This is a genomic window from Roseivivax sp. CAU 1761, assembly GCF_054482755.1.
Genome location: NZ_JBTLRM010000017.1, coordinates 21,604 through 47,663 on the forward strand (window position 1 = coordinate 21,604; position 26,060 = coordinate 47,663).

General features: G+C 70.3%; 23 protein-coding genes. 12 read left to right on the plus strand and 11 right to left on the minus strand.

Features of this window, described 5'->3' with window-relative positions; genetic code table 11:
• Window positions 1-156: 156 nt before the first annotated feature.
• The 6 genes from ACXYMW_RS11775 to dxs all read left to right on the plus strand — a co-directional run bounded on the left by ACXYMW_RS11775 (window position 157) and on the right by dxs (window position 5,559).
• Window positions 157-675 (plus strand): MarR family winged helix-turn-helix transcriptional regulator, encoded by a 519-nt coding sequence (locus ACXYMW_RS11775; RefSeq protein WP_459035518.1) that lies wholly within the window; start codon window positions 157-159, stop codon window positions 673-675.
• Window positions 672-1,373, plus strand: coding sequence for a response regulator (locus tag ACXYMW_RS11780; RefSeq protein ID WP_459035519.1), 702 nt, complete (start codon window positions 672-674; stop codon window positions 1,371-1,373). The genes ACXYMW_RS11775 and ACXYMW_RS11780 overlap by 4 nt, the downstream gene beginning before the upstream one ends.
• A 138-nt stretch (window positions 1,374-1,511) precedes the next feature.
• Window positions 1,512-2,438 (plus strand): histone deacetylase family protein, encoded by a 927-nt coding sequence (locus ACXYMW_RS11785; RefSeq protein WP_459035520.1) that lies wholly within the window; start codon window positions 1,512-1,514, stop codon window positions 2,436-2,438.
• Window positions 2,435-2,689: an exodeoxyribonuclease VII small subunit gene (locus ACXYMW_RS11790; protein WP_459035521.1), complete on the plus strand. Its 255-nt coding sequence runs from the start codon at window positions 2,435-2,437 to the stop codon at window positions 2,687-2,689. Before ACXYMW_RS11785 ends, ACXYMW_RS11790 begins: the two co-directional genes overlap by 4 nt.
• A gap of 5 nt (window positions 2,690-2,694) precedes the next feature.
• Window positions 2,695-3,576: a polyprenyl synthetase family protein gene (locus ACXYMW_RS11795; protein WP_459035522.1), complete on the plus strand. Its 882-nt coding sequence runs from the start codon at window positions 2,695-2,697 to the stop codon at window positions 3,574-3,576.
• 57 nt (window positions 3,577-3,633) lie between these two features.
• Window positions 3,634-5,559 (plus strand): 1-deoxy-D-xylulose-5-phosphate synthase, encoded by a 1,926-nt coding sequence (dxs, locus tag ACXYMW_RS11800; protein WP_459035523.1) that lies wholly within the window; start codon window positions 3,634-3,636, stop codon window positions 5,557-5,559.
• A 332-nt stretch (window positions 5,560-5,891) separates the two neighbouring features.
• Here the strand turns inward: dxs and ACXYMW_RS11805 are convergent, their stop codons facing one another.
• The gene (locus ACXYMW_RS11805) at window positions 5,892-6,509 is read right to left on the minus strand and encodes an exopolysaccharide biosynthesis protein (RefSeq protein WP_459035524.1); all 618 of its coding nucleotides are present in this window, start codon (window positions 6,507-6,509) and stop codon (window positions 5,892-5,894) included.
• A 5-nt stretch (window positions 6,510-6,514) separates the two neighbouring features.
• Window positions 6,515-7,381, minus strand: a complete 867-nt coding sequence (locus ACXYMW_RS11810) for an SDR family oxidoreductase (protein ID WP_459035525.1) — start codon at window positions 7,379-7,381, stop codon at window positions 6,515-6,517.
• 154 nt (window positions 7,382-7,535) lie between these two features.
• Here ACXYMW_RS11810 and ACXYMW_RS11815 point away from each other — a divergent pair, with 154 nt between their 5' ends.
• Window positions 7,536-8,027 carry a transglycosylase SLT domain-containing protein gene (locus ACXYMW_RS11815; protein WP_459035526.1) on the plus strand — a complete coding sequence of 164 codons (492 nt, stop codon included), beginning with the start codon at window positions 7,536-7,538 and terminating at the stop codon, window positions 8,025-8,027.
• A gap of 7 nt (window positions 8,028-8,034) precedes the next feature.
• On the opposite strand, the gene ACXYMW_RS11820 is transcribed toward ACXYMW_RS11815, so the two are convergent.
• From ACXYMW_RS11820 to ACXYMW_RS11840, 5 genes are all read right to left on the minus strand, one after another.
• A complete protein-coding gene (locus ACXYMW_RS11820; RefSeq protein ID WP_459035527.1) occupies window positions 8,035-9,036 on the minus strand; it encodes a phosphatase domain-containing protein in 1,002 nt (333 codons plus the stop codon).
• A gap of 13 nt (window positions 9,037-9,049) precedes the next feature.
• Complete coding sequence (locus tag ACXYMW_RS11825; protein WP_459035528.1) at window positions 9,050-10,240, minus strand: ABC transporter permease; 1,191 nt, start codon at window positions 10,238-10,240, stop codon at window positions 9,050-9,052.
• Window positions 10,241-10,243: 3 nt separating this feature from the next.
• Entirely contained in the window at window positions 10,244-11,947 is a 1,704-nt protein-coding gene (locus tag ACXYMW_RS11830; protein WP_459035529.1) for an ABC transporter permease, read from the minus strand.
• A 103-nt stretch (window positions 11,948-12,050) separates the two neighbouring features.
• Window positions 12,051-13,154, minus strand: coding sequence for an extracellular solute-binding protein (locus tag ACXYMW_RS11835; protein ID WP_459035530.1), 1,104 nt, complete (start codon window positions 13,152-13,154; stop codon window positions 12,051-12,053).
• A 117-nt stretch (window positions 13,155-13,271) separates the two neighbouring features.
• A complete protein-coding gene (locus ACXYMW_RS11840) occupies window positions 13,272-14,372 on the minus strand; it encodes an ABC transporter ATP-binding protein (protein WP_459035531.1) in 1,101 nt (366 codons plus the stop codon).
• Window positions 14,373-14,790: 418 nt separating this feature from the next.
• Here ACXYMW_RS11840 and ACXYMW_RS11845 point away from each other — a divergent pair, with 418 nt between their 5' ends.
• The 3 genes from ACXYMW_RS11845 to ACXYMW_RS11855 are packed head-to-tail and all read left to right on the plus strand — an operon-like array spanning window position 14,791 to window position 17,782.
• Entirely contained in the window at window positions 14,791-15,987 is a 1,197-nt protein-coding gene (locus tag ACXYMW_RS11845) for a M24 family metallopeptidase (RefSeq protein ID WP_459035532.1), read from the plus strand.
• The gene (gene argE, locus ACXYMW_RS11850) at window positions 15,984-17,144 is read left to right on the plus strand and encodes an acetylornithine deacetylase (protein ID WP_459035533.1); all 1,161 of its coding nucleotides are present in this window, start codon (window positions 15,984-15,986) and stop codon (window positions 17,142-17,144) included. The genes ACXYMW_RS11845 and argE overlap by 4 nt, the downstream gene beginning before the upstream one ends.
• On the plus strand, window positions 17,141-17,782 hold the full coding sequence (locus tag ACXYMW_RS11855; protein WP_459035534.1) for a GntR family transcriptional regulator: 642 nt from the start codon (window positions 17,141-17,143) through the stop codon (window positions 17,780-17,782). The genes argE and ACXYMW_RS11855 overlap by 4 nt, the downstream gene beginning before the upstream one ends.
• Here ACXYMW_RS11855 and ACXYMW_RS11860 read toward each other — a convergent pair.
• The gene (locus ACXYMW_RS11860; protein WP_459035535.1) at window positions 17,758-20,283 is read right to left on the minus strand and encodes a cation:proton antiporter; all 2,526 of its coding nucleotides are present in this window, start codon (window positions 20,281-20,283) and stop codon (window positions 17,758-17,760) included. The two genes, ACXYMW_RS11855 and ACXYMW_RS11860, sit on opposite strands and share 25 nt — an antisense overlap.
• A 135-nt stretch (window positions 20,284-20,418) precedes the next feature.
• Here ACXYMW_RS11860 and ACXYMW_RS11865 point away from each other — a divergent pair, with 135 nt between their 5' ends.
• Entirely contained in the window at window positions 20,419-20,871 is a 453-nt protein-coding gene (locus tag ACXYMW_RS11865) for a hypothetical protein (protein WP_459035536.1), read from the plus strand.
• A gap of 612 nt (window positions 20,872-21,483) precedes the next feature.
• Here ACXYMW_RS11865 and ACXYMW_RS11870 read toward each other — a convergent pair.
• The 3 genes from ACXYMW_RS11870 to ACXYMW_RS11880 all read right to left on the minus strand — a co-directional run bounded on the left by ACXYMW_RS11870 (window position 21,484) and on the right by ACXYMW_RS11880 (window position 24,513).
• A complete protein-coding gene (locus ACXYMW_RS11870; protein WP_459035537.1) occupies window positions 21,484-22,260 on the minus strand; it encodes an ATP-binding cassette domain-containing protein in 777 nt (258 codons plus the stop codon).
• Window positions 22,260-23,333, minus strand: a complete 1,074-nt coding sequence (locus ACXYMW_RS11875) for an ABC transporter permease (protein ID WP_459035538.1) — start codon at window positions 23,331-23,333, stop codon at window positions 22,260-22,262. The genes ACXYMW_RS11870 and ACXYMW_RS11875 overlap by 1 nt, the downstream gene beginning before the upstream one ends.
• Before the next feature lie 151 nt (window positions 23,334-23,484).
• Complete coding sequence (locus ACXYMW_RS11880) at window positions 23,485-24,513, minus strand: substrate-binding domain-containing protein (RefSeq protein ID WP_459035539.1); 1,029 nt, start codon at window positions 24,511-24,513, stop codon at window positions 23,485-23,487.
• Window positions 24,514-24,717: 204 nt separating this feature from the next.
• On the opposite strand from ACXYMW_RS11880, the gene ACXYMW_RS11885 reads away from it, so the two are divergent.
• Window positions 24,718-25,929 (plus strand): ROK family transcriptional regulator, encoded by a 1,212-nt coding sequence (locus tag ACXYMW_RS11885; protein WP_459035540.1) that lies wholly within the window; start codon window positions 24,718-24,720, stop codon window positions 25,927-25,929.
• The last annotated feature ends 131 nt before the right edge of the window (window positions 25,930-26,060 follow it).

The following is a 26,060-nucleotide window of genomic DNA, read 5'->3' on the forward strand; positions in this document are numbered from 1 at the left end:
GCACCCTTTCCGCTGAAGGTTTTCACATCTTGCGCAAGACGCCGGACGCGCCGACCGGATATTGCCCAAAATCCCGGCGGAACTATCAACTGCACCTTGGAATGTCAACATAGCTGACATAAACTGCACCAGGGAACGGCGGAACGGACGGCGCAGATGGATGTGGGCGACAGCGAACGGGTGCAGGCCGGCGGCGCGGAATCGCTGCTGTTCCTCACCGACGAACAGCTCCGGCAGGGCATCGAGGCGATGTTCTTCGCCTATCGCGGCTTCACCGCCGACCCCGACCGCATCCTCGTCGAACTGGCCTATGGCCGGGCCCATCACCGGGCGCTGCACTTCATCAACTGCGCCCCGGGCACCACGATCAACAACCTGCTGACGATCCTCGGGGTGACCAAGCAATCGCTGAACCGGGTGCTGCGCACGCTGGTCGCCGACGGGCTGGTGGAAAGCCGCGTCGGCCGCACCGACAAGCGCGAGCGCCACCTCTACCTGACCGAGTCGGGCCGCGACCTCGAGAGCCGGCTCTCGGACGCGCAGCGCGCCCGCATGCGTTCGGCCTACCGGCAGGCCGGGCCGGAGGCGGTGTCGGGCTTCCGGCAGGTGCTCGAGGCGATGATGGATCCCGAACAGCGCCGGCAATATCACCGCCTGAGGGAGGGCCGAGGATGAGCGATCCCGACGCCCATCTGCTGATCGTCGACGACGACGAGCGGATTCGCGGCCTGCTGCAGAAATTCCTGATGCGGCAGGGCTTCATGGTCTCCGCGGCGCGCGACGCCGCGCATGCAAGGCGGGTGCTCGCCGGGCTCGATTTCGACCTTCTCGTGCTCGACGTGATGATGCCGGGCGAGGACGGCGTCAGCCTGACGCGCTGGCTGCGCGAAAGCCGCGACACGCCGATCCTGCTGCTCACCGCGAAGGCCGAGACCGAGGACCGCATCGCCGGGCTCGAGGCCGGCGCCGACGACTACCTCGCCAAGCCCTTCGAGCCCAAGGAGCTGCTGCTGCGGATCAACGCCATCCTGCGCCGCATGCCCGAGCCGCCGGTCTCCGAGACCGGGCCGAAGCTGCTGACCCTCGGGCCGATCCGCTACGACATCGAGAAGGGCGAGATGTGGCGCGGCCCCGACCCGGTGCGGCTGACCGCCACCGAGAGCCACCTGATGCGGATCTTCGCCGCCAAGCCGGGCGAGCCGCTGTCGCGGGCCCAGCTGGTCGAGGATCTGGGCCGCGACCGCGGCCAGAGCCAGGAGCGCGCGGTCGACGTGCAGATCACCCGGCTCCGGCGCAAGATCGAGAACGACCCGAAACAGCCGCGCTACCTGCAGACGGTGCGCGGCTCGGGCTACATGCTGGCGCCGGACTGAGACCGGGCTACAGGCCCGCCGCGGCGGCGCGGCACCGCCGGTCGGCGCCCGGCGCCGGGACCGGCGGTTGCCCCGGCCGGGAAATCGCGATTACCTCGCCGCCTGATCACCGCCGATCCGTTGCGCCGGGAGCCTGCCATGCCGACCGCCCTCCTCACCCATGCCGACTGCCTCGGCCACGTCACCCCGGACGGCCATCCCGAACGGGTGGCGCGGCTGGAGCATCTGCTGCACGCGCTGGAGCCGCTCGACCTCAGCCGCGTCACGGCGCCTCTGGCCGAGGAGGCGCAGCTGCGTCTGTGCCACCCGCAGGACTACATCGACCGCATCCGCGACGCGGTGCCGGAGCGCGGCCAGACCCCGCTCGACGCCGATACCTGGCTGTCGCCGGGATCGTGGAACGCCGCGCTGCGGGGCGTCGGCGCGGCGCTCCGCGCCGTCGACATGGTGCTGGACGGCGAGGCCGGCAACGCCTTCTGCGCCACCCGTCCCCCGGGCCACCACGCCGAAACCGCAACGCCGATGGGCTTCTGCCTCTTCGGCAGCGCGGCGCTGGCGGCGCGCCACGCGCTCGAGACCCACGGCCTGGCCCGCGTCGCGGTGGTGGATTTCGACGTCCACCATGGCAACGGCACCCAGGACCTGCTCTGGAACGAGGCCCGCGCGCTCTTCGTGAGCTCGCACCAATCGCCGCTCTGGCCCGGGACCGGCGCCCCGCACGAACGCGGCGCGCATGACAACGTGGTCAACCTGCCGCTGGCGCCGGGCAGCGGCGGCGACGAGATGCGCGCGCTCTACCGCGACCGGGTCTTTCCGCGCCTGCGCGACTTCGCGCCCGAGCTGCTGATCCTGTCGGCGGGCTTCGACGCCCATGCCGACGACCCGCTGGCCAACCTGGAATGGACGGCCGAGGATTTCCGCTGGCTGAGCCGCGAACTCTGCGCGCTGGCGGCCGAGATCTGCGGCGGCCGCGTGGTCTCGACTTTGGAAGGCGGCTATGATCTGCACGCGCTCAGCGCCGCGGGCCGGGCGCTTGTCGAGGAACTGATGGAGGCGGCAGGATGAGCGACGAGACGGAGCCGACGCCGGTCGAGGAGCTGAGCTTCGAGGCGGCCATGGCAGAGCTCGAACGCGTGGTCGGGCAGCTGGAACGCGGCGACGTGCCGCTCGAGGACTCGATCCGGCTCTACGAGCGCGGCGACAAGCTGCGCAAGCGCTGCGAGGCCAAGCTGCGCGAGGCCGAGGAGAAGGTTGCCCAGATCACTCTGGACGCCGAGGGCAACGCCACCGGCAAGACCCCGGTCACGGGCCTCTGAGCGCCATGGCCCTGGCCGATGCGCGCTTCGAGGACGCCCTCGCCGAGGCCCGGGCGCGGCTCGCGGAGGGCTTTGCGCAGCGGCTGGCGGGGCTGCCCGCGGGCGATCTGGGCGACGCGATGCGCTACGCGGTGGCCGGCGGCAAGGGGCTGCGGGGCTACCTGGTGCTGGAGGGCGCGCGCCTGCATGGCGTGGGTGACGCGCTGGCCCCGGCGCTCGCCATCGAGGCGGTGCACGCCTATTCGCTGGTCCATGACGACCTGCCGGCGATGGACGACGACGATCTGCGCCGCGGCCAGCCCACGGTGCACCGCAAATGGGACGAGGCCACCGCCATCCTCGCCGGCGACGCGCTCCTGACGCTGGGCTTCGAGCTCTGCCTGGCGCCCGAATGCCACGCCGATGCGGCGGTGCGCGCCGACCTGGCGCTCAGCCTCGCGCGCGCCGCGGGCGCCCAGGGCATGGTGCTGGGCCAGGCCCGCGACATCGCCGCCGAACGCGCCGAGCGGCCGCTCGATCTCGACCAGATCACCGCGCTGCAGGCGGGCAAGACCGGGGCGCTGATGATCTGGGCCGCCGAGGCCGGGCCGCGGCTCGCCGGGGCCGATCCGGCGCCGATGCGGCGCTACGCCGAGGCGCTGGGCCTCGCCTTCCAGATCGCCGACGACCTGCTTGATGTCGAGGGCAGCGCCGCGGCGCTCGGCAAGGCGGTCGGCAAGGACGCCGCCGCCGGCAAGGCGACCTTCGTGTCGCTGCTCGGCGTCGAGGGGGCCCGCGCCCGGGCACGGGCGCTTGTGGACACCGCCTGCGATGCCCTATCTGGCTATGGCGACGGGGCGCGCGGTCTGACCGCGGCCGCCCGCTTCGTCCTGGAGCGTCGCGCCTGAGCGCAGGTTCCGCCACCCGACCGCCACGTTACGCCCCCGAAGGAGGCGCCGCCCCCGATGTCCGACCGTCCCGTGACCCCGCTTCTCGACCGGGTGACAAGCCCCGCCGATCTCAAGGCCTTCAGCGATGCCGAACTGGTGCGGCTGGCCCATGAGCTGCGCGCCGAGACCATCTCGGCGGTGTCGGAGACCGGCGGCCATCTCGGCGCCGGGCTCGGCGTGATCGAGCTTACCGTGGCGCTGCACGCGGTGTTCGACGCGCCGCGCGACAAGATCGTCTGGGATGTCAGCCACCAGACCTACCCGCACAAGATCCTCACCGGGCGCCGCGACCGCATCCGCACGCTGCGCCAGAAGGACGGCCTGTCGGGCTTCACCAAGCGGTCGGAAAGCCCCTACGACCCGTTCGGCGCGGCGCATTCCTCGACCTCGATCTCGGCGGCGCTGGGCTTTGCCGTGGCGCGCGATCTGGGCGGCGCCTGCGATACCGGGCACGGCGACGCCATCGCGGTGATCGGCGACGGCGCGATGTCGGCCGGCATGGCCTACGAGGCGATGAACAACGCCGGCGACCTGAAGAAGCGGATGATCGTCATCCTCAACGACAACGAGATGTCGATCGCGCCCCCCGTGGGCGCCATGTCGGCCTATCTCTCGCGGCTCTACACCGAGACCCCGTTCCACACCCTGAAGGACGCCGCCAAAGGCGCAGTGTCGTTCCTGCCCGAGCCGTTCCGCGAGGGCGCCAAGCGCGCCAAGGACATGCTCAAGGGCATGGCGATGGGCGGCACGCTGTTCGAGGCGCTGGGCTTTTCCTATCTCGGCCCCATCGACGGCCACGACCTCGACCAGCTCCTGCCGGTGCTGCGCACCATCAAGGCCCGCGCGCACGGGCCGATCCTGCTGCATGTCATCACCAAGAAGGGCAAGGGCTACGCCCCGGCCGAGGAGCGCGCCGACCGCGGCCATGCCACGGCCAAGTTCGACGTGGTCTCCGGCGCCCAGAAGAAGGCGCCGTCGAACGCGCCCTCCTACACCAAGGTCTTCGCCGAGGCGCTGCTGCGCGAGGCCGAGCGCGATCCGAAGATCTGCGCGGTCACCGCGGCGATGCCCGACGGCACCGGGCTCGACCTGTTCGACAAGCGGTTTCCGTCGCGCTGCTTCGACGTGGGCATCGCCGAGCAGCATGCCGTGACCTTCGCCGCCGGGCTGGCCGCCGGCGGCATGCGGCCCTTCGCGGCGATCTACTCGACCTTCCTGCAGCGCGGCTACGACCAGGTGGTGCACGACGTGGCGATCCAGCGCCTGCCGGTGCGCTTCGCCATCGACCGCGCCGGGCTGGTCGGCGCCGACGGCGCGACCCATGCCGGCAGCTACGACACCGCCTTTCTCGCCAACCTGCCGGGCTTCACCGTGATGGCCGCCGCCGACGAGGCCGAGCTGGTCCACATGGTGGCGACCGCGGCGGCGCATGACGCCGGCCCCATCGCCTTCCGCTACCCGCGGGGCGAAGGCGTGGGGGTGGAGATGCCCGAGCGCGGCGTGCCGATCCCGATCGGCCGCGGCCGGATGATCCGCGAGGGCAGCCGCGTCGCCATCCTGTCCTACGGCACCCGCCTCAAGGAGGTGCTGGAGGCCTGCGAGGCGCTGGAGGCCCGCGGCGTGCGCCCCACCGTGGCCGATGCCCGCTTCGCCAAGCCGCTCGACCGCGACCTGATCCTGCGGCTGGCCGGGCGCCACGAGGCGCTGATCACCATCGAGGAGGGCGCGGTCGGCGGCTTCGGCAGCCACGTGGCGCAGCTTCTGGCCGAGGAAGGCGTGTTCGACGAGGGGCTGAAATTCCGCGCCATGGTGCTGCCCGACATCTTCATCGACCAGGCCAGCCCGGCCGACATGTATGCCGTGGCGGGGCTCAACGCCGCCGATATCGAGGCCAAGGTGCTGGACGTCCTCGGCGTGGCCCGGATGGACCGGCGGGCCTGAGCGGGCGCTCGCGGCATTGAATGCCGGTTGCGGGGGCGGCAGCGTCCACGGCAAAGACATCATGGCGCCCTCGCAGACCTCTGCGGGGGCGCTGGGTCATGGAGACGCGGCCGCAGGGCGGGCCGTCCCCGGCGCGGAATCGAGGCCGTCAGACCGCCGCGCATCGCCGGGCCGCCGCCCGGCCCGGCGATCTGGTGGGGCTGGGTGCACAGCTTAGATGGTTTCCGGATCTGGCGGGGGTAATTCGAGGAACTCGGAGACAGGGATCCCCGCGCCGCGGCCCGTCGCTGCGCGGCTTCACGCAGCGGCTCGCACGCCTCGGCCCCGCGGCCTCACAGGATGCCGCGGGCCAGGAACACCGCCACGGCGAGGACGCCGGTGACCCAGACATAGCCGGCGATGACGTAGATGCCGTCATGCACCATCAGCCCGATCGCCAGCAGCGCCACGGCGATGGCCCCGGCCGAGGTGAAGAAGGGCAGCAGTTCCAGCACCGGCCAGGTCACCGCGGTGGCGATGATCAGCAGCAGCGCGACGGAGCTGAAGGGCCGCCGGGTGAGCACGCGCCAGCGGTTGCGGCTGTGGCGGTCGACCCAGGCCGCCGGCTTGTCGAGCCAGTCGAGCCCCTGCCGCAGCCGGTCGGCCTTGACCTTGCGCCGGGTCAGGATGCCCGGCAACCAGAGGTGGTCGCGGTGCAGCAGCGCCTGCCCCGAGATCAGGATCAGGATCGCCCCGCCCACGGTCGGGGCGCCGGGAATGCCGGAAAGCGGCGTGATCAGGATCAGCGCCACCACCAGCAGCGCCACCGGGAAGGACCGGCGTCCGACCCGGTCGAGCACCTCGGCGATGCTGACGGTGCTGTCGCCGTCGCGCGGGGCCACCCGCGACAGGATTTCGCACAGCGAGGCCGGTTCGGCCGGGCCGTCATCGTCGCGCGTCTGGTCTGTCATGGCGCTCAGGCGGGCTCCGTCTCGAGCAGGGCGGCAAGGCCGCTCTTGTAATCGGGATAGGCAAGCTCGACGCCGAGCTCGGTCTTCATCCGATCGTTGGCGACGCGCTTGTTGTCGCCGTAGAAACTGCGCGCCATGGGCGAGAGTTCCGCCGCCTCGAAGGGCACTTCCGGCGGCGCCGGAATGCCCAGAAGTTCGGCCGCATAGGCCAGCACGTCCTGCGGCGGCGCCGGGTCGTCGTCGCAAACATTGTAGACCGCGCCGGGATTCGGCCGCAGGATCGAGGCCTCCAGCACCGTGGCGATGTCCTCGACATGGATGCGGCTGAAGACCTGGCCCGGCTTGACCACGCGCTGCGCCATGCCGCGTCGCAGCTTCTCGAACGGGCCGCGGCCGGGCCCGTAGATGCCGGCCAGCCGGAAGACGTGCAGCGGCAGATGCGCGATGGCCCCCCATTCCGCCTCGGCCAGCACCCGGGCCTGGCCGCGCGGGCCGGTCGGGTGCAGCGGCGTGGTCTCGTCCACCCAGGCGCCGTGATGGTCGCCGTAGACCCCGGTGGTGGACAAATAGCCCACCCAGTAGAGATCGCGCGCCCGGTCCGCGATCGCCTCGCCCAGCACCGCCAGGGCCGGGTCGCCGTGATCGTCCGGCGCCGCCGACATCAGCAGATGGGTGGCCCGGCCCAGCGCCGCGTGCAGCGCCTCGGGCTCCCAGAGCACCGGCTCGACCCCGGTCTCGCGCAGGGCGGGCATCTTGGCCGGATCGCGGGTGGTGCCGAGCACCTGCCAGCCATCGGCGAGCAGGCGCGGCGCGAGGGCGCGGGCGGAATAGCCGTGGCCGAGCGACAGAAGCGTGAGCGGATCCCGGGACATGGCACACAAGATGATCCTGACGCACGCCTTTGGCAATGCCGATCCGGTGCGCGGAGCTTCGCCGATCCCGGTCGGGCGGCGAAAAATGCCGCTCGCGGAGGGGCGCGGATCGGCTATCCCCGTGGGCAACGACAATGATCGAGGGACCGAACCGGTGACCGTCATCCGCCTGATTGCCGTGCTGGGGCTGAGCCTCGCGCTCGCCGCCTGCGGCGGCGCCCGCCCGGAAAACGAGGTGTCGCGCTTTGCCGCGGTCGAGACGCCGAAGCTGCCGCTGCATGCCAACGAGACGCCGGAACTGCGGCGGCTGATCAACAAGTATGCCGATCACTACGGCGTGCCGCGGCCGCTGGTGCACCGGGTGATCATCCGCGAGAGCCGGCACCGCCCCGGCGCCCGCAACGGCCCGTATTACGGGCTGATGCAGATCCTGCCCGCCACCGCCCGCACCATGGGCTTCCGCGGCGAGCCCTCCGAGCTGCTCGATCCCGAGACCAACCTGCGCTACGCCGTGAAGTATTTGCGCGGCGCCTGGATGGTGGCCGATGGCAGCTTCGACCGCGCGGTGTCCTGGTATGCCCGCGGCTACTACTACGAGGCCAAGCGCCGCGGCCTGCTGGTCGAGACCGGGCTGCGCTCGGGCTGAGCCGGAGCTAGCGCGCCGGGTCCTCGGGCCGCGTGTCGGGCAGCGTCATGCCCTCGAAGCTCGGCGCATGCGCCACCGCGATGCCGAGCGCCTCGAGCCCGCGGATGTCGGCCAGGTCGCGGGGATCGGCGCCCTTCCCCGGCTCGCGCAGCAGGACCTTGACGATGCGGCCGGGATGGCGCTGCGCCGCCGCGAGATAGACGCCGGGATCGTGCTGGCCGGTATCGCCCATCATCACGAAGGGCAGATCGGGATGCGCCGCCAGCAGCGCGTCGATCGCCGCGCCCTTGTGGTCGCCATGCGTGCCCGAGATGAACTGGGTGCGCGAGATGCCGAGATCGCGCAGGAAGATCGGGCCGCGCGGCAGGCCGTGCCGGGCGAAGATCCGGGTCAGGAAATGGTGCAGGTTCCAGGGCGAGGAGCTGACATAGTAGATCGGCGCCCGGCGCGCCGCCGCCGCCTTCATCAGTTCCACCGCGTCGGGGAAGATGTGCCGCGTCAGCGCGTTGCCGGTGAGCGAGGTGACGAGGTTGCGGGCCAGCGAATAGGCGCCGGTCTCCATCACCGTGTCGTCGATGTCCGAGATCACCCCGAAGGGCGCGGCCGGATCGGCGATCAGCGCCTCGAGTTCGGTCTCCACCCCGCCCTCGGCCTGCGCGGTGTAGCTGCGCCAGCCGGGCGTGCCGCCGTCGCGCGGCAGCAGCAGGGTGAAATAGCCCTCCTCGTCGCTCTGCGCGCTGACCCCGCCAACCCGCACGGTGACGTCGTGCACCTCGCGGGTCAGGAACAGGCCCGCCATCTGCTTGAGATTGACCCAGCGGCTGGCCTCGGGGTCGGGATCGGTGCGCCGCAGCGCCGACAGGACGCGCCCGCGCAGCACGATATTTTCGGGGCCCGCATAACCCAGATAGGGGTCGATCGCCACGCGCTCGGGGCGCGACCGGAACAGAACCCGGTCGACGGCTTCCTCGACCGGGTGCGCGACCCGGGCCAGCACGCGCTTGAGCATGCCGGCGCCGCCCTCAGCCCGGGCTCATGCCGCGCAGCCGCTCGGAGCGCCGGCGCAGCATCTCGACGGTGGCGAGCAGGCAGATCGAGATCGCCACGAGGATCGTCGCCACGGCGAGGATGGTGGGCGAGATCTGTTCGCGCAGGCCGGTGAACATCTGCCAGGGCAGCGTCTGCTGGTTGGCCGAGCCCACGAACAGCACCACCACCACCTCGTCGAAGGAGGTGATGAAGGCGAAAAGCCCGCCGGAGATCACCCCGGGCAGGATCAGCGGCATCTGCACCTTGAAGAAGGTCCGCACCGGGTCGGCGCCGAGATTGGCCGAGGCCCGGGTCAGAGAGCGGTCGAAGCCCACCAGCGTCGCGGTCACCGTGATGATGACGAAGGGAATGCCCAGCGCGGCATGCGCCAGCACCACGCCGAGATAGGTGCCCTGCAGGCCGATGCGGGAATAGAAGAAGTACATCCCCGCCGCCGAGATGATCAGCGGCACGATCATCGGCGAGATCAGGATCGCCATGATGGCGCGGCGGAACGGCACGTGCGGCTGGCTCAGGCCGATCGCCGCCAGGGTGCCGAAGCTGACCGCCAGGAAGGTCGCCACCGGAGCGATCAGCAGGGAATTGCGGAGCGCCTGCTGCCATTCCGAGGAATTGAAGAAGTTGCGGTAATGGCGCAGCGAATAGCCCTCGGGATCGAAGGAGAGCATTTCCGGCGTGAAGGTGAAGAAGTTCTCGGCGTTGAACGACAGCGGCATGACCACCAGGATCGGCGTGATCAGGAAGACGAAGATGGCGCCGCAGATCACCCGGAAGGCGTAGTGCCAGAGCACCTGCCCGGCGGTCAGGTAGGGCGGCAGGTGCATGCGGTAGCGGCCGCGGCCGATCCAGTAGACGAACCAGCCGAGAAACCAGCCGAAGAAGCCGCCGAGGATCAGCCCCGGCACGCCGCCGAGCAGGAACCCCGCAACCGCGAAGAGCGCCACCAGCGCCCAGCGGAACGGCTTTTCCCGGTCGAGGCCGGCCACCGCCATGCCGAGCCAGGCGAGCCCGGCGCCGAGCGCCGCGCCGCCCAGGATGCCGACGAGCCCCGAGCCCTGCGCGGTGCCCACGAAGAGGCCGAAGAAGGCGGCGGCGGCGGCCACCACGGCGGCGGTGAAGCCCAGCGGCTTCGTGCGGGTCTCGGTCAGGACCACGTCGCTCATGGCTCAGCCCCCCAGCTTCACGTTGTCGATGCCGACGATGCGGTCGTAGGCCCAGTAGAGGATCAGCACCACCGCCAGCAGGATGGTGCCCAGCGCCGCGGCGAGGCCCCAGTTCAGCGAGGACGAGATGTGATAGGCGATCCGGTTCGAGATGAAGGTGCCGGTGGTGCCGCCGACGATCTCGGGCGTGATGTAGTAGCCGATGGCGAGGATGAAGACGAGGATCGAGCCGGCGCCGATGCCGGGCACCGATTGCGGGAAGTAGACCCGCCAGAACGCCGTCCAGTTGGTGGCGCCGAGCGACTTGGCGGCGCGCACGTAATAGGGCGGGATCGTCGACATCACCGAATACATCGGCAGGATCATGAACGGCAGCAGGATGTGCGTCATCGCCACGATGGTGCCGAACTGGTTGTTGATCATCACCAGCCGCGAGCCGTCCCCGACCAGGCCCAGCCAGACCAGCACGTCGTTGATCACGCCCTGCTGCTGCAGCATCACCTTCCAGGCCGAGGTGCGCACCAGCAGCGAGGTCCAGAACGGCAGCAGCACCAGGATCATCAGCAGGTTGGCCGACCGCATCGGTAGGGTCGAGAGCAGGTAGGCCACCGGGTAGCCCAGCGCGATGCAGGAGAAGGTGATGACCAGCGACATGAACATGGTGCGCTTGAACAGCAGGCCGTAGATGCGCTCGTCCTCGTTGCGCAGCGACACGCCGTCGGCGGTCTGCTGCATGTCCACCGCGTTCAGGAAGTAGCCCGGGGTGTATTCCGGCGCGAAGGCCTGCAGCGTGCCCCAGACCCGCGGGCTGCCCCAATCGTCGTCGATGTCGAGGAAGGCCTGCTTGACGTTCTTGCTCTCGAAGCCCGCGACGGCGGCGTCGGCCTCCTGCAGCAGGTCGGCATGCGGGCCGGCATAGCCCGCGACATCCTTCTCCGCGAGATCGGCGTAGAGCGCGGCGTAGACCCGGCTCCAGGGCTCCTCGTCGAGCGGGCTCTCGTTGTCCTCGGCGCGGATGAAGCGCACGAAGTCGAGGAAGGTGCGGGTGGTCTCGGGCAGCCGCGTGGCCATGCCCTCGCGGAGCTGGAAGTCGGGCATGTCCTCGCCCGAGTCCGCGCTCCAGGCCTCCTGCGCGGCGAGCCAGTCGTCCGAGCCCATCAGCTCGGCCCAGATGCGCTCCTCGCCCCAGGCGTCGTTCAGATCCTCGAACTGGTCCTGGTAGAGCTCGCCGATATCGTCGACGCCGCGGCCGGATTGCCGGAACAGCGACGAGATGCCGGTCAGCTCGTAGTTCAGCCGGGTGCCGAGCCGGGTGTGCTGCTTGCGCTCGGCGGCCAGGAAGAGGTCGTCGTAGAGCGCCTGGTAGACCGGCTCGTCGGGCGCCTCGCCGGAGGCGTAATCCCACTCCTCCAGCGCCTCGACGGTGCGCGGCAGGGTGTCGGCGACGATCTCGTTCTCGACCGAGCGGAACAGCATGTCGGCGATCGGCGCGATGAAGGTGACCAGCACGAAGACCAGCAGCGGCGCGATCAGCATCAATGCGCGGAACTTCTGGATCCGCAGCGAGCGCGCCAGCGACTTCTTCAGCGGCGTGCCGTCGGCGGCGAGCACCGGTCCGGCGGCCGCGCCCTTGGCCTGCGCGTCGGCCTGGCGCAGGGCGTCGTCGGGCGTCGGCCCGTCCAGCTGGTGGGAGCTTGCGTCGCTCATGTCGTCCCCGTCGGTCTTTTGCTTTGGTCTTGTTCGGAAAAGTGACGAACGAATGATCCGAAGGCGGCAGGGCGGGAAGCGGTCCCGCCCTGCCCCGGTCTCGTTACTGCGCCAGCCAGGCCTGGAACTTCGCGTCGATGTCGTCGCGATAATCGGCCCAGAACTCGTAGTTGTAGAGGAAGGTGTTGGCCGCGTTCGCCGGGTCGGTCGGCATGTGCTGCTTCATTTCCTCGGGCACCAGCGGCGCCGAGCTGTCGCGGGCCGGGCCGTAGGAGATGTACTTCGCCTGGTCGGCCAGCCGCTGCGTGTCGGTGGCGAACTTCACGAAGTCCTTGACGCGGGCCAGACGGTCCTCGGGCAGGCCCTCGGGGATGATCCAGCCGTCGAGGTCGAAGACCTGCGCGTCCCACATCATCGCCACCGGCTGGTCCTGCTCCTCGATCACCGAGTAGAGGCGGCCGTTATAGGTCGAGCCCATGAACACCTCGCCGTCGGCGAGGAGCTGCGGCGTGTCGGCGCCGGCCGACCACCAGACCACCTGGTCCTTGATCTCGTCGAGCTTGGCGAGCGCCTGGTCCTGGCCTTCGTCGGTGGCCAGCACGTCGTAGATCTCTTCCTTGCCGACGCCGTCGCAGAGCAGCGCCCATTCCATGTTGTTGATCGGCCGCTTCTCCAGCGCGCGCTTGCCCGGATAGGTCTCGAGATCGAAGACGTCGCAGATCTCCGACGGCGGCTCGGCGCCATCCGGCACCATGTCGGTGCGGTAGCCGAAGGTCGTCGAGTAGACGATCTGCGGGATGTAGCAGTCGGACACGATCAGGTCGCCAAAATCGTCCTCGGCGGAGGTGCCGTCGGGCGCCGCGGCGAGCAGCTCGTCATGGTCGATCTCCATCGCCAGGCCCTCGTCGCAGAGCCGGATGGCGTCGGAGGCCACCACGTCGACGAGATCCCAGGTGATGTTGCCGGCTTCGTTCATCGCGCGCAGCTTGGCGACCGCCTCGGCCGAGCTTTCGTCCCAGGTCGCGGAGACCTCGGGGTTCATCTCCAGATAGGGCTCGACATAAGCCTTCTGCTGGCTGTTCTGGTAGGCGCCGCCCCAGCTGACCAGGGTCATGCTGTCGGCCATCTCCTGGTCCTGAGCGAAGCCGGCGCCGGCCGCCGCCACCGTCAGGGCCGTGGTGGCCAGGAGGGTCTTTGAAAACTTCATACGCGTCTCCCTAGAATTCCCGTTGGATGTCGCGGGGGGCCGTGTCACGGGTCGAACGATCGCCCCCCTTGAGCACGCTCCCGGCCCGCCGGCGGCAGGCCGGGAAACGGCTGAACCTCATGTCGCGTCGAGCGCCCGGCAATCCTCCGGCAGCCAGCCGATCTTGACCGTCTCGCCGGGGCGCAGGCGCACCTGATCGGCGCGGTTGCGGGTCTTGACCACGAAATCGTCGTTGCCGGCGACGCTGAGCCGGGTGCGGAACACGTCGCCCATATAGATGAATTCCTGCACCCTGGCGTCGAGCGTGTGGGCGTCGGGGCCGAGATCGGGGTTGAACTCCACCCGCTCGGGGCGGATCGAGACCCGGGTGCGTTCGCCCTGCCGGCTCACGTTGACCGGCATGGCGTCGATCATGTCGCCGCTGTCGAGCCGCACCGTGCAGCGCTCGCCGGCGATCTGCTCGACCGTGCCCTCGAGCGTGTTGTTCTCGCCGATGAACTGCGCCACGAAGCTGTTCTTCGGACGTTCGTAGAGCTCGTCGGGCGGCGCCAGCTGCTGGATGCGGCCGTCGTCGAAGACCGCGACGCGGTCCGACATGGTCAGCGCCTCGGTCTGGTCGTGGGTCACGTAGACCACGGTGATGCCAAGCTCGTGGGCGAGGTTGGTGATCTCGAATTGCAGGGTCTCGCGCAGCTGCTTGTCGAGCGCGCCCAGGGGTTCGTCCATCAGCACCAGCTCGGGCTCGAAGACCAGCGCGCGGGCCAGCGCGATGCGCTGCTGCTGGCCGCCCGAGAGCTGCGCCGGGCGGCGGCCGCCGAAGGCGCCCATCTGCACCATGTCGAGGGCGCGGGTGATCTTGGTCTCGCGCTCGGATTTCGACATCTTGCGCACTTCCAGCGGGAAGGCGAGGTTCTCGGCCACCGTCATGTGCGGGAACAGCGCGTAGTTCTGGAAGACCATGCCGATGCCGCGCTTGTGCGGCGGGATGTTGTTGATCGACACCCCGTCGAGCTTGATCTCGCCATGGGTCGCGGTCTCGAACCCGGCCAGCATCATCAGACAGGTGGTCTTGCCCGACCCCGAGGGTCCCAGCATGGTCAGAAACTCTCCCTTCGGCATGGAGAGGTTCAGATCCTTCACGACGAGCGTTTCACCGTCATAGCTTTTCTGCACACGTTCGAAAGCGACGAAAGCCGCATTGTCCGCCGTATCCGCCAAAGCGCTGGCTCCCTGTTTCATTCATGCGCGGCTGTCTCGCCGCTTCAAATTCGACTAAACCGGCTGGACGGCCATGTTGCAACCATATTGGCCCCGTCCGCGAATTTGGCAGGCAAAACCGGGAAAGCCGGGCAGAAAAACGACCGTTTTCAGCCAAATCGACCGCGCTAGGCCGGAATCTTCCCGCTTTGCCCAGCCGTCGTGCCCGAAATCCGGGCAGGCTCGAATCGATTTGCGCAACGGCGCCTTTACCGCCCGGGATGTACACAACTGGCAACAGTCTTGAGCAGGATCGGCCTCATTCCGCCGAAAAAATCCTCAAATGATCGGGATGCGGCACGGGATGTCGTTTTCCGACGTTCTACGATGTACACAAGTTGCCAGATGGGGCGACGATCCGGACCATGGAGGCGCGCCGATGTCATATCATCGTTTTTCCAAGGACCTGCCGTTTTCCGAAGCGGAGTATACCCGACGCCTCGACAAGGTCCGAACCGCGATGGACCGGGCCGGGCTCGAACTGCTGTTCGTCACCGACCCGTCCAACATGGCCTGGATCACCGGCTATGACGGCTGGTCCTTCTACGTCCACCAGGGGGTGATCGTGCTGCCCGATGCCGACCCGATCTGGTGGGGCCGCAATCAGGATTCGAACGGCGCCGTGCGCACCGTCTGGATGGGCGACGACCGGGTGATCGGCTATGCCGACAATTACGTGCAATCCACCGACCGCCACCCGATGGAGGATCTGGCGCAGCGCCTGATCGGCATGGGGCTCGACCGCGCGCGGATCGGCGTCGAGCTCGACAATTACTACTTCTCGGCCAAGGCGTTCATGACGCTGCAGCGCGAATTGCCCGAGGCCACGCTGATCGACGCCACGGCGCTGACCAACTGGCAGCGCGCGATCAAGTCCGAGGAGGAGCTGGTCTTCATGCGCCGCGCCGCCAAGATCTCGGAGAAGATCATCGACGGGCTGATGGAGCGGGTGGAGCCCGGCGTGCCGAAGAACGAGGTGGTGGCCGAGGTCTACCGCGACGCGCTTCTTGGGGTGGACGGGCATTGGGGCGATTACGCCGCCATCGTGCCGCTGCTGCCCTCGGGCTCGGACGCCGCGGCGCCGCACCTGACCTGGGACGGCGACCCGTTCCGCGAGGGCGAAGCCACGTTTTTCGAGATCTCGGGCTGCTACCGGCGCTACCACGCGCCGTTCTGCCGGACGATCTTCCTCGGCGAGCCCTCGGACATCTTCAAGCGCGCCGAGGCGGCGCTGGTCGAGGGGCTGGAGGCCGGGCTCGAGGTCGCCCGCGCCGGCAACCGCGCCTGCGACATCGCCAACGCCCTGGCGGCGCCGCTGGAAAGCGCCGGCATCGAACGCGGCGCGCGCTGCGGCTACCCGATCGGGCTTTCCTACCCGCCGGATTGGGGCGAGCGCACGATCTCGCTGCGTTCGGAGGACGAGACGGTGCTGGAGCCCGGCATGACCTTCCACTTCATGCCCGGGCTGTGGATGTCCGACTGGGGGCTCGAGATCACCGAATCCATCCTGATCAAGGAGGACGGGCCGGCCGAGACCTTCTGCAACCGTCCCCGCAAGATGTACGTTAAATCATGACCCTGCTCGGCCGCACCGAGGCGATCCTCGCCGAGCTGATCGCCTATCCGACGATCTCCTCCGAGCCCAACCTGGCGATGATCGAGCACATGGCCGGGCGGCTCGAACATGCCGGCGCGCGGGTCGAGATCCACCGCGACGCCAGCGGCGCCAAGGCCAATCTCTGGGCCACGATCGGGCCCGAGATCGGCGGCGGCGTGCTGCTCTCGGGGCATTCCGACGTGGTGCCGGTGAAGGACCAGGACTGGTCCACCGACCCGTTCCGCCTGACCGAGCGCGGCGAGCTGCTGATGGGTCGCGGCACCTGCGACATGAAGGGCTTCATCGCCGCGAGCCTCGCCATGGCGGACGAGTTCGCCGCCACCGAGCTGCGCCGGCCGGTGCATTTCTGCTTCACCCATGACGAGGAGACCGGCTGCCTCGGCGCGCAGTCGCTGGTGGCGCATCTGCGCGACCGGGCGCATCTTCCGGCGGTGGCCATCGTCGGCGAGCCCACCGAGATGCGCATCATCGAGGGCCACAAGGGCTGCTGCGAATACACCGCCCGCTTCACCGGGCTCGAGGGCCACGGCTCCTACCCCGAGCGCGGCGTCAACGCGGTGGCCTACGCCGTGCGCTACGTGGCGCGGCTGATGGAGCTGGCCGAGGAGCTGAAGCTGCGGGCGCCGCGCGAAAGCCGCTTCGAGCCGCCCTGGACCACGGTCAATATCGGCCGGCTCGCGGGCGGCGTGGCGCACAACGTGATCCCGGGCCGGGCCGAGGTCGACTGGGAGATGCGCCCGGTGCAGTACGGCGACGCCGAATTCGTCAAGGAGCAGCTCACCGCCTTCGTCGAGGACGAGCTGCTGCCGGCGATGCGCGCGGTCACGCCCTGGGCCGACATCTCGGTCGAGACGGTGGGCGAGGTGGTCGGGCTGGAGCCGATGACCGAGAATGCCGCCCGCGCGCTGGTGGCGCAGTTGACCGGCGCCAATGCCTGCGACGTGGTGCCCTTCAACACCGAGGCCGGGCTGTTCCAGGGCCTCGGCATGTCGGTGGTGGTCTGCGGCCCGGGCTCCATCGCCCAGGCCCACAAGCCCGACGAATACGTCGCCCGCGACCAGCTGGCGGAATGCCTGCTGATGCTGGAGGGGCTGGGCCGCAGCCTCGCGGCATGAGCGCCGAGGCGCGGCACCAGCGGCTCTACGAGGAGCTGCGCTCGCGCATCTGCCTGCTCGACTACCCGCCCGGCACCAAGCTCGGCGAGGAGGCGCTGGCGGCCGAGTTCGGCGTCTCGCGCACGCCGCTGCGCCGGGTGCTCGCGCGGCTCGCCGATGAGGGGCTGCTGGAAAGCCGCCACGGTGTCGGCACCCGGGTCACCGATGTCGATGCCCGCGAACTGGCCGAGGTCTACGCGCTGCGCACCGAGCTGGCGCAGCTCGCCGGAATCCTCTCGCCGCGCCCGGTGACGCCCGAGATCCTCGCCGAGGCGCGGCGCTTCGTGGCCCGCGGCGAGGCGCTGGCGGCCGCCCCGGACCCGCGCGACTTCGCCCGGCTGAACATGGAGTTCTTCGCCTTCGGGCTCGGGCTCTGCGGCAATGCCGCGCTGGTCGAGATGGCCGAGCGGCTGTATTTCCGCACCACCCGGATCTGGCTCCAGGCGGTGCCGGCGCTCGAAGCCGCGGCCGAGGCGGCGGTGTTCCTGTCGGAGATGCGCGAGACCCTGGCCGCGCTCGAGGCCGGCGACGTGGCCGCCGCCGGGCTGATCCGGCGGGCCCATATCTCGATGAGCTACCGGCGCCTGGCGGCGGTCTGAGCCGGCTCCACGGCCAGGTCCGGCAGGTCGATGCCGCGCTTCTCGGCGCTTTCGCGGACCGCCGCGCGCAGCGCCTTGGAGCGCCGCAGCAGACGGCGGAAGCGGCGCTCGTCGAGCGCCAGCAGCGTCGAGGGCGCGATGGCCCGGACCTCGGAGCGCCGCGCCGACCGGGTCAGCATGGCGAGCTGGCCGAACAGCTCGCCCCGGCCCAGCCGGAAGCTCTGCCCGGCGGTGCGCAGCTCGACCGCGCCCGAGGCGATGAAATAGACGGTGTCGGGCACCCGGTCGCGGCTCAGGATCAGGTCGCCCTCGTCGGCGTAGCGGGTGACCAGCGCCGAGGAGAGCCGTTTCAGCGTCGCGGCGTCGAGCTCGGAAAACAGCGGGAACTGGCGGGCGATCTCGCTCTTTTGCAGCGCGATGTCGAGCGCCGGGCGGATGTTCTCCCGGGCGAAGCGCCGGTCGAGCTTCTGCATCAGGTCGGTGTGCAGCTCGACGCCGATCAGCCCCTCCTCGTAGAGCTGGTCGTATTCGCGCTTCTCCAGCCGCAGCGCGGTGCGGCGGATGAAGCGCCGTTCGAGCTCCTCGGCATAGCCCGGATATTGCAGCCGCAGCCCGTCCAGCGCCTGGTCCACCATCTCGGCGCGGCGGGTCAGCAGCTCGTGCAGCAGCTCGGCCACGCGGCGGCCGTGGATGCGGCGGATGCGGGTGTCGATGAAGGCGTCGAGATCGCGCAGCACCAGCCGCTGCAGCAGCAGGATCTCGAAGCGGTCGGCGGTCAGATGCGCCAGCGGGCGCGAGATGCCCAGCCAGTTGTAGCCGCGCACCGCCAGCCGGAACGAGGCGTCGAGCCCGATCGAGCGGCGCGCCGCGGCGCGATAGCCGGTGCGCCCGGATTGCCGCGCGGCTTCGATCAGGCGGTCGGTGTCGGACAGGATGCGGTCGGTCAGGCGCGGCGACACGGCGCGTTCGCGGAACCGGTCGAGCACCATGTCGCGCTCCGCCCCGGCTAGCGCGATCAGGCCCAGCGTGATGCGGTCGCGGTCGGCGATCTCGGCGCTCTGCTCCGCCGCCTTGACCGCGCCTTCCAGCCGTTCGCCGAAATCCTTGGCCTCGGAGCGCACGATGTCGCGCGACAGGCCGTAATTCTCCGTGGTCTCGGCGACATCCTCGCGCACGGTTTGCAGCGCCACCGCGATGACCTGCTTCGACAGCGCCGAATCGAGCGCCGAGAGCCGGTCGAGCCCGAGCCGCGAGATCACCCAGCGCAGCGAGGAGCCCTGCACCACGAGGGTGAAGAGCGTGTAGCCGGTGGCCAGCATGCCGATCATCTGCCGGGTTTCGGCCGGCACGCGGAAGCTCTCGGTCACCGCCAGCGCCAGCGCCAGCGTGACCGCGCCGCGCAGCCCGCCCCAGAGGATGGCGACGCGGTAGGGCGGCTCGACCCGCGGCGACAGGCGGATCAGCGCGAGCCCCGGCAGCAGCCCGAAGAGGATCACCGCGCGCGCCGCCAGCGCCGCCAGCACCACCACCACCATCAGCCCGATATCGCCCCAGCTGATATCCTCGAGCAGGCGCGGGATCAGCAATGCGGCGAGCACGAAGATCAGCGCCCCGGCCCAGTGCGCGAGCAGGCCCCAGGTCTCGCGCAGGTTGGTCCAGGTGCCCGGCGACAGGGTGCCCGGCGCGCTCACGTTCATGGTGATGCCGGCCGCCACCACGGCGATCACGCCGGAGGCGCCGAGCCCCTGTTCGGCGGCGATGTAGGACAGGTACGGCACCGCCACCGAGATCGAGAGCTGCGCCGGCTCGTAGCGGTCGATCATCCCCATCAGCATCACCGAGAGCTGGCCCACCAGCACGCCGGCGCCGATGCCGCCCAGGATCAGCAGCGGGAATTGCCGCAGCGTGCCGCCGAGCGACGGGTCCGGCACGCCGCGCATCACGAAGCCCATCAGCAGGCCGAAGAGCGCGATCGCCGCGGCGTCGTTCATCAGGCTCTCGCCCTCGACGATCCGGGCCAGCCGGCGCGGCGCCGCCAGCGAGCGGAAGATCGACACCACCGCCGAGGGATCGGTGGTCGAGACGATGGCGCCGAGCAGCAGGCAGGCGGCGAGGTCGAAGCCCGAGACCCAGGACAGCGCGTAGCCCACCACCAGGGTGGAGAACACCACCGCGACCACCGCCAGCGTCAGGATCGGCACCCAGTCGTCGACCATGCGGCGCAGGTTCATGCCGAGCGTCGCCTGGAACAGCAGCGTCGGCAGGAAGACGTAGAGGAAGACGTTGGAGCGGATCGGGAAGTTGAGGATCGCCTCGGCGAGCGGATTGAGCGCGTCGGTCAGCTCGGTGCGCAGCAGGAAGCCGGCGCCGAGGCCGATGACGATGCCGAGCCCGGCGAGGATCACCGAATAGGGCAGCCGCAACCGTCCGGCCAGCGGTTCGGCCAGCCCGATGACGAGAAACAGGGCGGCCACGACCGCGACGACGACGACGACATCCATGGTCCCAGACCTAAGCCAGACGCGGCGGAACCGGAATAGTCTACGGCGCCGCGCCGCGGCACCGGGGCGCGGGGCCGCTTGACTTGCCTTATCGTTCACTCAGGAATGGCGGCGGACAAGCCGGGAGAGGCGCGAATGGGACGGTTGGAGCGGCGCGTCGTGCCGGCGGCGGCGCGGAGGGTGGCGGATTTGGGCGGTCCGGAACGGCGCCTCCTCGACATGCTGCGGCGCTGGCCCGACGATCCCCAGGGGGTCTGGGACGACCTCGCCGCGGCGCTCGGCCCGGCGCGCGCCCGAGCCTGCCTCCGGGCCTTCGAGGACGTCCGGGCGCTGCTGCGCCATTCCGCCTGGCAACTGGCCGAGCCGGCGCCGCCGGGCAGCCCTGACCTGACCCCGGACGAGGCCGATCTCTGCGCCCTCGTTATGGCCGCGGCGCAGGGCCGCCGCGACGAGGCGCTGAGCCGCGGGCTCTTCATGGTACGCGAGGCAGCGCTCCTGCCGCTGGTCCACGCCGCCTCCCGGCTCGGCCTGCCACTGCTGTGCGGCGAATGCCGGGCGCGACTGCACCAGGCGCTGCGGCGGCATTGAGCGCAAAGGCGGCCATGGGCGGTCCGCACCCCGCGAGAGGCGCCCGCCCGGCGCGGTGCCGCCCTCCTGGACCGACCAGCCCCCGCGCGGAACCAAGGCCGCAGGCCGCCGCGCAGTGCCGGGCCGCCCTCTGGCCCGGCGATCGGGTGGGCTCGGGCGCATCGGTCCGAAATCCTGCGGATTCGGCCGGGACACAGCGCCAGGTGCACAAGTCGGATCGCCGCGCCACGGCCCGCCGTTGCAAGTCGTGAGTGTGCATTCCTGCGGGCCCGGGCTGCCACCGACGGGAGCGCCGGGACCCCGCCCTGCGCGGGCGCCCCGTCCCGGCGCGGGACCAAGGCCGCAGGCCACCGCGCCGCGCCGGGCCTCCCCGGCCCGGCGATCGGGTGGGGCCGTGCGCTCGGCCCCGATCTTCCGAGGACCCGGCAGGGATAACCCGGGGATTTCCGCGGCCGGGACCGCCGCGCCGCAGCCCTTCGGAGCGCGGCTGGGGCGTGCGGTTGCTTGTCGCCGCATGGGCCGGACCCGGGACCGCGGGCGCCCCTCCGCCGCCAAAACACGCCGACGCCCCCGCAGCGGGCTGCGGGGGCGGGGCAGGCGCGGGCGGCGCGGTCAGGCGGCGATCGGCTCGGCCGGGGCGTCCTTGGCGCCGGTCATGAAGGCGACCGCGTCGTTCATCGTGTAGTCCTGCGGCCGGATCACGCAGAGCCGCTTGCCCAGCCGGTGGACGTGGATGCGGTCGGCCAGCTCGAAGACATGCGGCATGTTGTGGCTGATCAGCACGATCGGGATGCCGCGCGCCTTCACGTCGAGGATCAGCTCCAGCACCTTGCGGCTTTCCTTCACGCCGAGCGCCGCGGTGGGCTCGTCGAGGATGATCACCTTGGAGCCGAAGGCCGCGGCGCGCGCCACCGCCACGCCCTGGCGCTGGCCGCCCGAGAGCGTCTCCACCGCCTGGTTGATGTTCTGGATCGTCATCAGCCCGAGATCGTTGAGCTTCGCGCGGGCGAACTTCTCCATCGCCGGGCGGTCGAGCTGGCGCAGCCAGGTGCCGCGGAAGCCCGGCTTGCGCAGTTCGCGGCCCATGAACATGTTGTCGGTGATCGACAGGGCCGGCGACATGGCGAGCTGCTGGTAGACCGTCTCGATGCCGTGTTCGCGGGCCTCGAGCGGCGAGGAGAAGGCCACCTTCCGGCCCTCCAGCCAGACCTCGCCGGCATCGGGCTGCACGGCGCCCGACACCGCCTTGATCAGGGTCGACTTGCCGGCGCCGTTGTCGCCGATCACCGCCAGGATCTCGCCCGGGTAGAGTTCGAAATCGCAGTGATCGAGGGCCACCACGCGGCCGTAGCGCTTCACCAGGTTCTTGCCTTGCAGGATGGGTTGCATCAGACCGACACCTTTCTGATCCACTGGTCGACGGCGACCGCGCCGATGATGAGCACGCCGATGAGCAGGTAGGTCCACTGGGCATCCGCCCCGAGCAGCCTGAGGCCCAGCGTGAAGACCCCGACGATCAGCGCCCCGAAGAGCGAGCCCAGGATCGAGCCGCGGCCGCCGAAGAGCGAGATTCCCCCGATCACCACGGCGGTGATCGATTCGATGTTGCCGAGCTGGCCCGAGGTCGGCGAGACCGAGCCGATGCGCCCGATCAGGGCCCAGCCGGCGAAGGCGCAGATCAGCCCCGACAGCATGTAGACCGAGATCAGCACGCGGTCGGTCTGCACGCCCGAGAGCTCGGCCGCCTCCTTGTCGTCGCCGATGGCGTAGACGTGGCGGCCCCAGGCGGTCTGGCGCAGCGCGTAGGCGAGGATCAGGATCAGCGCCACCATGAAGACCACGCCGACGGTGAAGACCGCGCCGCCGATGGTGAACTTGGCCCCGAAGAGCTGCAGCAGCGGCGCCGCGGCCTCGATGTCCTGGGCGCGGATGGTCTCGTTGGCGGAATAGAGGAAGTTGGTGGCCAGCACGATCTGCCACATGCCGAGCGTCACGATGAAGGGCGGCAGCTTGATCTTGGCCACCAGCCAGCCGTTGATGAAGCCGCAGAGCGTGCCGACGGCGAGACCCGCGACGATGGCCAGCGGCGCCGGGATGCCGTAGCGGAAGGTCACCTGCCCCATCACCACCGAGGACAGCACCATGATGGCGCCGACCGACAGGTCGATGCCGGCGGTCAGGATGACGAGGCTCTGGGCGGCGGCGAGGATGCCGACGATCTGCACCTGCTGCAGGATCAGCGTCAGCGCGAAGGGCGAGAAGAACTTGGACCCCAGCAGCGCGCCGAAGATGGCGATCGAGAGCAGCAGCACGATCAGCGGCACCAGCGACGGCGTGACGTGCAGGGCGTGCTGGATGCGGTGCACGAAGCCGCGCCGGTGATCCTCGAACTGGGCAACGTCCTGGCTCGCGCCGGACAGCGAGGATTCGTAATCCTGCCCCCGAGTGGCGGTCTCAGACATGGGGTCTCCTCCCCTGGAATGGATGCGGGTGTCCCGGACGTCCCGCGGCGATCCTAGCACGGATGGGCCGTGGCCGCGCGCCCGGGCGACGGGCCCGGAGGTCGGGAGGGCGGCGCGCCGACCTCCCCTGTCGGACCCGTATTGCAGGCGGTCAGCCCCAGCAGAGATCCTGGCCTTCGGCGACCGAGATCGACTCGACGCCCTCGGCGGCCTCGTCGGTGACCAGCGCCACGCCGGTGTCGAGGAAGTCCTTGCCCTCGGTGGGCTCCGGCTTGGAGCCGTCCTTGGCGTAGGCGGCGATCGCCTCGATGCCCATCGACGCCATCTTCAGCGGGTATTGCTGCGAGGTCGCGCCGATCACCCCGTCGGCGATGTTCTGCACGCCCGGGCAGCCGCCGTCGACCGACACGATCAGCACGTCGTTCTCGCGGCCGATCGCCTTCAGCGCCTCGTAGGCGCCGGCGGCGGCGGGCTCGTTGATGGTGTAGACCACGTTGACCATCGGATCCTGCGCCAGCAGGTTCTCCATCGCCTTGCGGCCGCCCTCCTCGTTGCCGGCGGTGACGTCGTTGCCGACGATGCGCTCGTCCTCCTCGTCGCCGATCACGTTCGGGTCGCCCAGATCGATGCCGAAGCCGTCGAGGAAGCCCTGGTTGCGCATCACGTCGACGGTGGGCTGGCTGACCGCGAGGTCGAGCATGCCGATCTTGGCGTTGGCGGCCTCGTCGCCGAGCTTGGCATTGGCCCATTGCCCGATCAGGCGGCCGGCCTCGTAATTGTCGGTGGCAAAGGTCGCATCGGCGGCGTCGGCCGGGTCGAGCGGCGTGTCGAGGGCGATGACCAGCAGCCCGGCCTCCTGAGCCTGCTTGACCGAGGAGACGATGGAGGAGGTGTCGGAGGGCGTCAGCAGGATGCCCGAGGCGCCGTCGGCGATGCAGGTCTCGATGGCCTGGACCTGGGTCTCGTGGTCGCCGTCGATCTTGCCCGCGAAGGTCTTGAGCTCGATGCCGAGCTCGTCGGCCTTCTGCTGCGCGCCTTCCTTCATCTTCACGAAGAACGGGTTGGTGTCCGTCTTGGTGATCAGGCAGGCGGTGATCTGGTCCTGCGCCAGCGCCGGCGCGGCGAGGCTCAGCCCCAGCGCGGCGGTCGCAAGAAATGCGGCTTTGCGGTTCGGCGTCATGCGGTATCCTCCCAGTGACATGGCGGACGGCCCGGACGGGGCCATCGGTGCAGCGCGCCGGCTTTCCCCTCCCGCGCCGTCTGCAAAATCCACGATGCCGCGATGCGCGAATCGAGTCAAGAATAAATAAATCAGTTTGATTTATTATTGACGCGCATGCCGATTTCCCAGACAGTCGTGGGGATCGCGACCGGGGAGGAGCGCATGGACAGCACGATGAAGGCGGGGCCGGAGGCTGGGCCGTTCACCCGCGGCAGCAACCAGTCGGGTATGCGCGCCTACAACGAACGGCTGGTCCTGTCGCTGGTGCGTCGGCACGGGGCGCTTGCCAAGGCCGAGATCGCGCGGCTCACCGGCCTGTCGGCGCAGACCGTGTCGGTGATCATGCGGGCGCTCGAGGCCGACGGGCTGCTGGTCAAGGGCGACCCGGTGCGCGGTCGCGTGGGGCAACCCTCGATCCCGATGCGCCTGGCGCCGGAGGGTGCGTTCTTCTTCGGGTTGAAGCTCGGGCGGCGCAGTTCCGAGGTGATCCTCACCAATTTCCTGGGCCGGGAGGTCGGGCGGCGGCGCCACACCTACCGCTACCCGACCCCCGACAGCATCCGCGACTTCACCCTCGAGGCGGTGGCCGAGCTCGGCGCCGGGCTGGGCCGCGACGGGCGGGCGCGGATCGCCGGGCTGGGCATCGCCATGCCGTTCATGATCTGGGACTGGGCGCAGGCCATCGGCCTCGCTCCCGGCGCCATGGACGCCTGGCGCGAGACGGACATCCGCGCCGAGCTGGCCGACGCGCTCGACCTGCCGGTGTTCCTGCAGAACGACGCCACCTCGGCCTGCGGCGCCGAGCTGGTCTTCGGCGAAAGCGGCCTGACCGGCGATTTCCTGTATTTCTACGTCGGCTACTTCATCGGCGGCGGCATCGCCCTGAACGGCGCGCTGCTGGTCGGGCGCACCGGCAATGCCGGCGCGCTGGGTTCGCTGCCGGTTCCGGGCCCGGACGGCATGCGGCAGCTCATCGACGTCGCCTCGCTGCAGCAGATCGAGGCCCGCACCGAGGCGCTGGGCGCCCGCGCCGACACGATGTGGCGCAGCCCCGAGGGCTGGGACCTGCCCCGGGGCGTGCTGGCGGACTGGGTGGCGGGGGCCGCCAACGGGCTGGCCTACGCGGTCGCCGCCGCCTCCGCGGTGATCGATTTCGAGACCGCGATGATCGACGGCTGGATGCCCGCGGCGCTGCGCGCCGACTTGGTGGCGCAGACCCGGTCCGCGCTGGCCGGGGTCAACCTCGCGGGCCTCTCGGCGCCGCGCATCATCGAGGGCACGGTGGGGCCCGACGCGCGCAGCCTCGGCGCCGCGAGCCTGCCCCTGTCGGAACGCTTCCTGCTCGACGCCACCGCCTTCATGAAACAGAACTGAGCGGCCGCCCGCCCGGCCCGGGGGGGGGGGGGGGGGGGGGGGGGGGGGGGGGGGGGGGGGGGGGGGGGGGGGGGGGGGGGGGGGGGGGGGGGGGGGGGGGGGGGGAGGGGGGGAGGGGGGTGGGTGGCGGG

Excerpts from the sequence above, each read along its gene's own strand:
- ACXYMW_RS11790 (WP_459035521.1), top strand. The coding sequence starts at position 2,435 with ATGAGCGACGAGACGGAGCCGACGCCGGTCGAGGAGCTGAGCTTCGAG.
- ACXYMW_RS11820 (WP_459035527.1), bottom strand. The coding sequence starts at position 9,036 with ATGCTCAAGCGCGTGCTGGCCCGGGTCGCGCACCCGGTCGAGGAAGCC.
- argE (WP_459035533.1), top strand. The coding sequence starts at position 15,984 with ATGACCCTGCTCGGCCGCACCGAGGCGATCCTCGCCGAGCTGATCGCC.
- ACXYMW_RS11875 (WP_459035538.1), bottom strand. The coding sequence starts at position 23,333 with ATGTCTGAGACCGCCACTCGGGGGCAGGATTACGAATCCTCGCTGTCC.
- ACXYMW_RS11865 (WP_459035536.1), top strand. The coding sequence starts at position 20,419 with ATGGGACGGTTGGAGCGGCGCGTCGTGCCGGCGGCGGCGCGGAGGGTG.
- ACXYMW_RS11805 (WP_459035524.1), bottom strand. The coding sequence starts at position 6,509 with ATGACAGACCAGACGCGCGACGATGACGGCCCGGCCGAACCGGCCTCG.
- ACXYMW_RS11785 (WP_459035520.1), top strand. The coding sequence starts at position 1,512 with ATGCCGACCGCCCTCCTCACCCATGCCGACTGCCTCGGCCACGTCACC.
- ACXYMW_RS11810 (WP_459035525.1), bottom strand. The coding sequence starts at position 7,381 with ATGTCCCGGGATCCGCTCACGCTTCTGTCGCTCGGCCACGGCTATTCC.
- ACXYMW_RS11835 (WP_459035530.1), bottom strand. The coding sequence starts at position 13,154 with ATGAAGTTTTCAAAGACCCTCCTGGCCACCACGGCCCTGACGGTGGCG.
- ACXYMW_RS11830 (WP_459035529.1), bottom strand. The coding sequence starts at position 11,947 with ATGAGCGACGCAAGCTCCCACCAGCTGGACGGGCCGACGCCCGACGAC.
- dxs (WP_459035523.1), top strand. The coding sequence starts at position 3,634 with ATGTCCGACCGTCCCGTGACCCCGCTTCTCGACCGGGTGACAAGCCCC.
- ACXYMW_RS11845 (WP_459035532.1), top strand. The coding sequence starts at position 14,791 with ATGTCATATCATCGTTTTTCCAAGGACCTGCCGTTTTCCGAAGCGGAG.
- ACXYMW_RS11860 (WP_459035535.1), bottom strand. The coding sequence starts at position 20,283 with ATGGATGTCGTCGTCGTCGTCGCGGTCGTGGCCGCCCTGTTTCTCGTC.
- ACXYMW_RS11780 (WP_459035519.1), top strand. The coding sequence starts at position 672 with ATGAGCGATCCCGACGCCCATCTGCTGATCGTCGACGACGACGAGCGG.
- ACXYMW_RS11795 (WP_459035522.1), top strand. The coding sequence starts at position 2,695 with ATGGCCCTGGCCGATGCGCGCTTCGAGGACGCCCTCGCCGAGGCCCGG.
- ACXYMW_RS11870 (WP_459035537.1), bottom strand. The coding sequence starts at position 22,260 with ATGCAACCCATCCTGCAAGGCAAGAACCTGGTGAAGCGCTACGGCCGC.
- ACXYMW_RS11825 (WP_459035528.1), bottom strand. The coding sequence starts at position 10,240 with ATGAGCGACGTGGTCCTGACCGAGACCCGCACGAAGCCGCTGGGCTTC.
- ACXYMW_RS11880 (WP_459035539.1), bottom strand. The coding sequence starts at position 24,513 with ATGACGCCGAACCGCAAAGCCGCATTTCTTGCGACCGCCGCGCTGGGG.
- ACXYMW_RS11855 (WP_459035534.1), top strand. The coding sequence starts at position 17,141 with ATGAGCGCCGAGGCGCGGCACCAGCGGCTCTACGAGGAGCTGCGCTCG.
- ACXYMW_RS11775 (WP_459035518.1), top strand. The coding sequence starts at position 157 with ATGGATGTGGGCGACAGCGAACGGGTGCAGGCCGGCGGCGCGGAATCG.
- ACXYMW_RS11885 (WP_459035540.1), top strand. The coding sequence starts at position 24,718 with ATGGACAGCACGATGAAGGCGGGGCCGGAGGCTGGGCCGTTCACCCGC.